We start from the raw sequence: 6,201 nt of genomic DNA on the forward strand, positions 1-6,201 counted from the left end.
CCCCGCGCGGGGGAGGGACGGCGGGCCGGGCACGGCCACGCTGGAGCCATGACCAGCATCGACGTACAGGACCTCACCAAGGAGTACGGGACCGAGCGCGCCGTGGACGGCCTGACCTTCACCGTGCGGCCCGGCCGGGTCACCGGATTCCTCGGGCCCAACGGCGCCGGGAAGTCCACCACCATGCGGCTCGTCCTGGGTCTCGACCGGCCCACGTCGGGCACCGCCACGATCGGGGGACGGGCCTACGCCTCGCTGCACGAGCCCCTGCGCCAGGTCGGCGCGCTGCTCGACGCGGGCGCCCCCCACGGATCACGCACCGCCCGCGACCACCTGCGCGCACTGGCGGCGAGCAACCGCATCCCGGAACGCCGCGTGGACGAGGTCCTGGAGGAGACGGGACTCGCCCCGGTGGCACGCCGCCGGGTGCGGACGTACTCCCTGGGCATGCGGCAACGGCTCGGCGTCGCGGCGGCGCTGCTCGGCGACCCCCGGGTGCTCCTGCTGGACGAGCCGTCCAACGGGCTCGACCCCGAAGGCATCGTCTGGATGCGGGAGTTGCTCCGCCGGCTCGCCCGGGAGGGCCGCACCGTCCTGGTCTCCAGCCATCTGATGACCGAGACGGCGTCCTTCGCCGACCACCTGATCGTCCTGGGCCGGGGGCGCCTGCTCGCCGACACGCCCGTGCGGGAGTTCATCCACGCGCGTGTGCGGCCCCGCGTCCGGGTGCGGACCTCGGACGGCACGGCGCTGAGCCGCCTGCTGGCGCGCCACGGCCACGAGGCCGTCGAGGGCGAGGACGGACGCTGGACCGTGCCGCACGCGCGCGTGGAGGACATCGGGTACCTCGTCTCGGGTGCCGGGCTCCCGATCCTCGAACTCGCGGCGGAGGAGGCCACCTTGGAACAGGCGTATCTCGAACTGACCGCGAGCGAGGCCGAGTTCACCGGCTCCCCGTCCCCCGTACCGTCCCAGGAGGTCTGACCGTGCCGTTCGCCCCCGTACTCCACGCCGAGTGGATCAAAGTCCGTACGCTGCGCTCACTCCTCGGCGCGCTGTTCGCGGTCCTGGTCCTCACCGCGTCCTTCTCCGCGCTCGCCGGGGCCGACGACTCCGACGGCACCGCATTCGACCCGCTGTACTCGGCGTTCTTCGGCGTCAGCTTCGGGCAGATCGCCGCCGTCACGTTCGGCGCGCAGGCCGTCGCCGCCGAGTTCCGGGACGGGGCGCTGCGGGTCTCGCTGGCCGCGGTGCCGGACCGGCGGCGCTGGTTCGCGGCCAAAGCGGTGGCCGTCGCCGTGCCGGCACTGGCCGTCGGCCTGGTCACCGGAGCGGTGACACTCGCCGTGGGCAAGGCGGTCCTCGGCTCCCGCTGGAGCGGGGTCACGGTCGCCGAGGCGCTGCGCGGCGTCGTCGGCTGCGGCCTCTACCTCGCTCTCATGGCGCTGCTGGCGGCCGGACTGACCGCCCTGCTCCGCAGCGGGGTGGCGACGCTGTCCATCCTGATCCCGTTCCTGCTCATCGTGTCCTTCGTGGTCGGCGACGTCTCCGGTGGCGCGGCCGACTACCTTCCCGACCGGGCGGGCCAAGTGGCGCTGCACGACACCTGGGACGGGTCCCTCGGTCCCTGGGCCGGACTGGCCGTGACCGCCGCCTGGGCGACGGCGGCCCTGTGCGCGGGAGCGTGGAGCGTCCGGCGGCGCGACGCCTGACGGCCACCGGCACACGGGCCGGTCCCTCGTGGCCCGCTGACGGACCGCCAATTGTCAGTGGGGGCCGGTTTACTGGACGGCATGACCATCGCGCGGCAACTCGCCACGATCGACCGGCTGTGCTCCGAGGAGTTCCCTCCGGAGCACGGCCGGTCGGACGTCGGCACCGGGGGACCGGGCTACCACCTGGCGGAACTGGCCACGAGCGAGGACTTCTGGGAGGACGACGGCACCCGACGGCTGGAGACGGAGGAGCAGTACGAGGCCGACCTGGACGGCCTCGCGGAGCGGCTGGCGGACCGCTGGGGCGCGCCGCAGCGGTTCTCCCTGATGAGCGTCATCGCACGGACGGAGGCGGGCGAGGAGATACCCGAGCCGTGGGGCTCGCTGAGCGCCCACGTGCCCGACCTGCACCTGTGGAGGGCGGAAGCGCACGGCCGCTGGGTCGCCCTCGGCGTCTCGCAGTGGGACAAGGAGCTGCCCTTCCAACTCCTCGCCGTGGTCACGGACACCGACCCGCCCTGACCTGCTGGCGTCCCTGCCCCGGGCCGGGGGCGCCTTCAACGCGCGCGACGCGGACCACCGGTCCCTACGAGGGTTCCCGGCCGTCCGCCTTCGCGGCCTCCCGCAGACGGGCGAACTCCTCCGCCATCGACGCCGCCGTCCAATGGGCGTTCAGACCGCTGGGGTTGGGCAGCACCCACACCCGGCTGCCCCCGATCGTCCGCTCCTGCGGCCCCACGGTCGCCTTGCGGTCGTCGAACGCGGCGCGGTACGCCGTGACCCCCACCACCGCCAGCCACCGCGGACGCAGCCGCTCCACCTTGGCGGCGAGCAGGCGTCCGCCCTCGCGGTACTCCTCGGCGGTCAGCTCGTCGGCCCGCGCCGACGCGCGCGCCACCACGTTCGTGATGCCGAGCCCGTACGACAGCAGTTCGTCCTGCTCGGACGGCTTCAGCAGCCGCGGGGTGAAACCCGACAGGTGCAGCACGGGCCAGAAGCGGTTGCCGGGCCGGGCGAAGTGGTGGCCGGTGGCGGCCGTCATCAGACCCGGGTTGATACCGCAGAACAGGACGCGGAGGCCCTCCGCGACGACATCCGGCACCAGTCGGTCGCGGGCGGCCTCCAGGTCCGCGGGAGTGAGCCTCGTCAGAGGATCGCCCCCGGGGTGTAGCCCGCGGCCTGCGGGTACCGCTTCACGATCTCCTCGATTCGGCCGACGACGACGGCGACCTGACCGGCGGCGGCACCCGTGAAGGACAGCTTGTCGGCCATCAGCGCGTCGAGCTGGGCGCGGTCCAGCGGGAGGCGCTCGTCCGCGGCGAGCTTGTCGAGCAGCTCGTTGCGCTCGGCGCCCTGCTCGCGCATGGCGAGGGCCGAGGCGACCGCGTTCTCCTTGATGGCCTCGTGCGCGACCTCGCGGCCGACACCGGCCCGCACCGCGCCCATGAGGACCTTCGTGGTCGCCAGGAAGGGCAGGTAGCGGTCCAGCTCACGGGCGACGACGGCGGGGAAGGCGCCGAACTCGTCGAGGACGGTCAGGAAGGTCTCCAGGAGCCCGTCCAGGGCGAAGAACGCGTCCGGCAGCGCGACCCGGCGCACCACCGAGCAGGACACGTCGCCCTCGTTCCACTGGTCGCCCGCCAGCTCGCCCGTCATGGACGCGTAGCCCCGCAGGATCACCATCAGGCCGTTGACGCGCTCGCAGGAGCGGGTGTTCATCTTGTGCGGCATCGCCGAGGAGCCGACCTGGCCCGGCTTGAAGCCCTCGGTGACCAGCTCGTGGCCGGCCATCAGGCGGATCGTCTTGGCCAGCGAGGAGGGCGCCGCCGCCAGCTGCACCAGCGCGGTCACGACCTCGTAGTCGAGCGAGCGGGGGTAGACCTGGCCGACCGAGGTGAACGCCTGGGAGAAGCCGAGGTGCCCGGCGATGCGCTGCTCCAGGTCGGCGAGCTTCGAGGCGTCGCCGCCGAGCAGGTCGAGCATGTCCTGCGCGGTGCCGACCGGGCCCTTGATGCCGCGCAGCGGGTAGCGGCCGAGCAGTTCCTCCACCCGGGCGTGGGCGACGAGCAGCTCGTCGGCCGCGGTCGCGAACCGCTTGCCGAGGGTGGTGGCCTGCGCGGCCACGTTGTGCGAGCGGCCGGCCATGACCAGCTCGCCGTACTCCCCGGCCAGCTTGCCCAGCCGCGCCAGGACGGCCACCGTGCGGTCGCGCACGAGCTCCAGCGAGAGGCGGATCTGGAGCTGCTCGACGTTCTCCGTGAGGTCGCGGGACGTCATGCCCTTGTGCACGTGCTCGTGCCCGGCGAGGTCGTTGAACTCCTCGATCCGCGCCTTGACGTCGTGCCGCGTGACCTTCTCGCGCTCCGCGATCGACGCCAGGTCGACCTGGTCGAGCACCCGCTCGTAGTCGGCGACGGCGGCGTCCGGCACCTCGATCCCGAGGTCCCGCTGGGCCTTCAGCACGGCGAGCCAGAGCTGACGCTCCAGCTTCACCTTCTGCTCGGGGGACCAGAGCGTGGCGAGCTCGGCGGAGGCGTAGCGTCCGGCGAGAACGTTCGGGATACGGGGCTTTGCAGGCGCGGCAGTCACGTGGACGGATTCTACTGGCGATTCGTGCAGGCCAGCGCCGCGGGGTTGTTCGTCGGAAGCCACAAGCCCGCGTCCCGGCCGGGGGAGCGCCCCGGCCCCCGGACGGCGGCCGCCCGGTCAGGACGCGTCGGCCAGCTCCGCCAGGACGTCCCCGTGGCACAGCTCGGGGGCGCACCAGCACGCCAGCGTCCTGCCCCGCAGCGCGGGGACCAGCTCCAGCAGCCCGGGCCGTTCGAGCAGGTACGCCCGGTACTTGGCCATCACCTCGGCGCGCGTGCCGTCACGCTTCTTCGTGGGGGTGTCGTAGGCGAACGGGTTGTACAACGGGTGCTGCGGGAGGTCCCAGTGGCCCATGGTCCAGCGTCGCCCGACGTACACCAGGTCGGCGGGGGCGTGTTCCAGCCGGGGGCCGAAGTCGTGGATCCGCCCCTTGAGGTTGATCACGGAGGTGCTCACCCGGACTCCCTTCGGTACGCGTCCCGCCGAACCGATCCTGCGCCACCCCGCGGGTCCACGCCACCGCCGCCGCCGCGCGCGGCCCTCGGCGGGGCGCGCCGGGATCACGCCTCCGGCTTCTCCCACGGCAGCAGGTGCGGCCGCTTGGCCGGGAGGCCGTCGCCCGAGGAGCGGCCGGTCAGCCGGCGTCCGATCCACGGCAGCAGGTGCCGGTGGGCGAACCGCACGTCCGCCGTGCGGCGCGCGACCCAGCCGGGCGGCAGGGTGGGCGGCATCGGCGCGTGCCAGTCGACGTCCTCGGGGTCGTAGCCGAGCGCCTGCCAGACCGCCTCGGTGACCCGGCGGTGACCCTCGGACGTCAGGTGGAGCCGGTCCACGTCCCACATGCGCGGGTCGGAGAGCGCGGCGGCCCCGTACAGGTCGACGACGACCGCGCCGTGCCGGGCAGCGAGGTCGTCGATGCAGGCGAACAGCTCCTCCATGCGCGGCCGGAAGCGCTCCAGCACCGGGCCGTTGCGGCCGGGGCTGCGCATGAGCACGAGCTGCTTGCAGGAGGGCGCGAGCCGCTCCACCGCCTCTTCCAGCAGTCCGCGGACCCGCCCCATGTCGCACTTGGGCCGCAGGGTGTCGTTGAGCCCGCCGACCAGCGTGATCACGTCGGCCTCCATGGCGGCGGCCAACGGCACCTGCTCCTCGACGATCTGGCCGATCAGCTTGCCGCGCACCGCCAGGTTCGCGTAGCGGAAGCCGGGGGTGTGCGCGGCCATCCGGGCCGCGAGGAGGTCGGCCCAGCCGCGGTAGGAGCCGTCGGGCTGGAGGTCCGACATGCCCTCGGTGAAGGAGTCGCCGACCGCGACAAGACTGGTGTGGGTGGGTTTCGTCTGCATGGCGAGAGCGATCGTAACGCGGCTCCATACCCGCCGGTCGGTCGCCCTCCGCCCGTAGCCGCTGGCAGGGCTGCGCCGGTCGGTCGCTCTCCGCCCGTAGCCGCTCGCAGGGTTCCGCCGGTCGGTCGCCCTCCGCCCGCGGCCGCCGGCACGGCCCCGCCCGCCGACGCCGACACGGCCGGGACGCAATCACCCGCCGACGCCGACACGGCCGGGACGCAATCACCCGCCGGCGCCGACGCGGCTCGCACGGACCCGCCCGGCGACCCCGACGCGGTTCACACGGAGCAGGCGACGCCGCGCGCCTTACCCGCTTCGGTTTGGCAGGGCCCGGTGCGCCGGCGCGGCTCGCCCGCGTCGGCCACCTCGCCGGGCCCGGAGCGCGCACGGGCATCAGCCGGGGCCCTTCGGTCCGGCGCCCCGCACCGGCCGGCCCCCGGAGCGGGCGACGGCGACCGGTCGCGGACGGTGCCGGTGCCGGCCCTCGCGCACCGGACACGTGCGCGCGCTTCGCGTCCTGGGCAGAGAAGAAGGTCCGGCGCACGCCCGAGCGG

The 6,201-nt window shown here is 74.0% G+C and carries 7 protein-coding genes; 3 read left to right on the plus strand and 4 right to left on the minus strand.

Annotation, left to right across the window (positions count from 1 at the left end):
• Positions 1–48 precede the first annotated feature (48 nt).
• From ACWGIS_RS31745 to ACWGIS_RS31755, 3 genes are all read left to right on the plus strand, one after another.
• Positions 49–984, plus strand: a complete 936-nt coding sequence (locus tag ACWGIS_RS31745) for an ABC transporter ATP-binding protein (RefSeq protein WP_453365938.1) — start codon at positions 49–51, stop codon at positions 982–984.
• A gap of 2 nt (positions 985–986) precedes the next feature.
• Positions 987–1,712 carry an ABC transporter permease gene (locus ACWGIS_RS31750; RefSeq protein WP_453365939.1) on the plus strand — a complete coding sequence of 242 codons (726 nt, stop codon included), beginning with the start codon at positions 987–989 and terminating at the stop codon, positions 1,710–1,712.
• 81 nt (positions 1,713–1,793) lie between these two features.
• On the plus strand, positions 1,794–2,237 hold the full coding sequence (locus ACWGIS_RS31755) for a hypothetical protein (RefSeq protein ID WP_453365940.1): 444 nt from the start codon (positions 1,794–1,796) through the stop codon (positions 2,235–2,237).
• Positions 2,238–2,301: 64 nt separating this feature from the next.
• On the opposite strand, the gene mug is transcribed toward ACWGIS_RS31755, so the two are convergent.
• From mug to ACWGIS_RS31775, 4 genes are all read right to left on the minus strand, one after another.
• Complete coding sequence (gene mug, locus ACWGIS_RS31760; RefSeq protein ID WP_453365947.1) at positions 2,302–2,865, minus strand: G/U mismatch-specific DNA glycosylase; 564 nt, start codon at positions 2,863–2,865, stop codon at positions 2,302–2,304.
• Positions 2,862–4,304, minus strand: a complete 1,443-nt coding sequence (gene purB, locus ACWGIS_RS31765) for an adenylosuccinate lyase (RefSeq protein ID WP_453365941.1) — start codon at positions 4,302–4,304, stop codon at positions 2,862–2,864. The genes mug and purB overlap by 4 nt, the downstream gene beginning before the upstream one ends.
• 117 nt (positions 4,305–4,421) lie before the next feature.
• Complete coding sequence (locus ACWGIS_RS31770) at positions 4,422–4,760, minus strand: DUF4326 domain-containing protein (protein WP_453365942.1); 339 nt, start codon at positions 4,758–4,760, stop codon at positions 4,422–4,424.
• Between the two features lie 104 nt (positions 4,761–4,864).
• Positions 4,865–5,647, minus strand: coding sequence for an SGNH/GDSL hydrolase family protein (locus ACWGIS_RS31775; protein ID WP_453365943.1), 783 nt, complete (start codon positions 5,645–5,647; stop codon positions 4,865–4,867).
• Positions 5,648–6,201 lie beyond the last annotated feature (554 nt).

The organism is Streptomyces sp. NPDC054842, from assembly GCF_053611025.1.

Excerpts from the sequence above, each read along its gene's own strand:
- ACWGIS_RS31745 (WP_453365938.1), top strand. The coding sequence starts at position 49 with ATGACCAGCATCGACGTACAGGACCTCACCAAGGAGTACGGGACCGAG.
- ACWGIS_RS31755 (WP_453365940.1), top strand. The coding sequence starts at position 1,794 with ATGACCATCGCGCGGCAACTCGCCACGATCGACCGGCTGTGCTCCGAG.
- ACWGIS_RS31775 (WP_453365943.1), bottom strand. The coding sequence starts at position 5,647 with ATGCAGACGAAACCCACCCACACCAGTCTTGTCGCGGTCGGCGACTCC.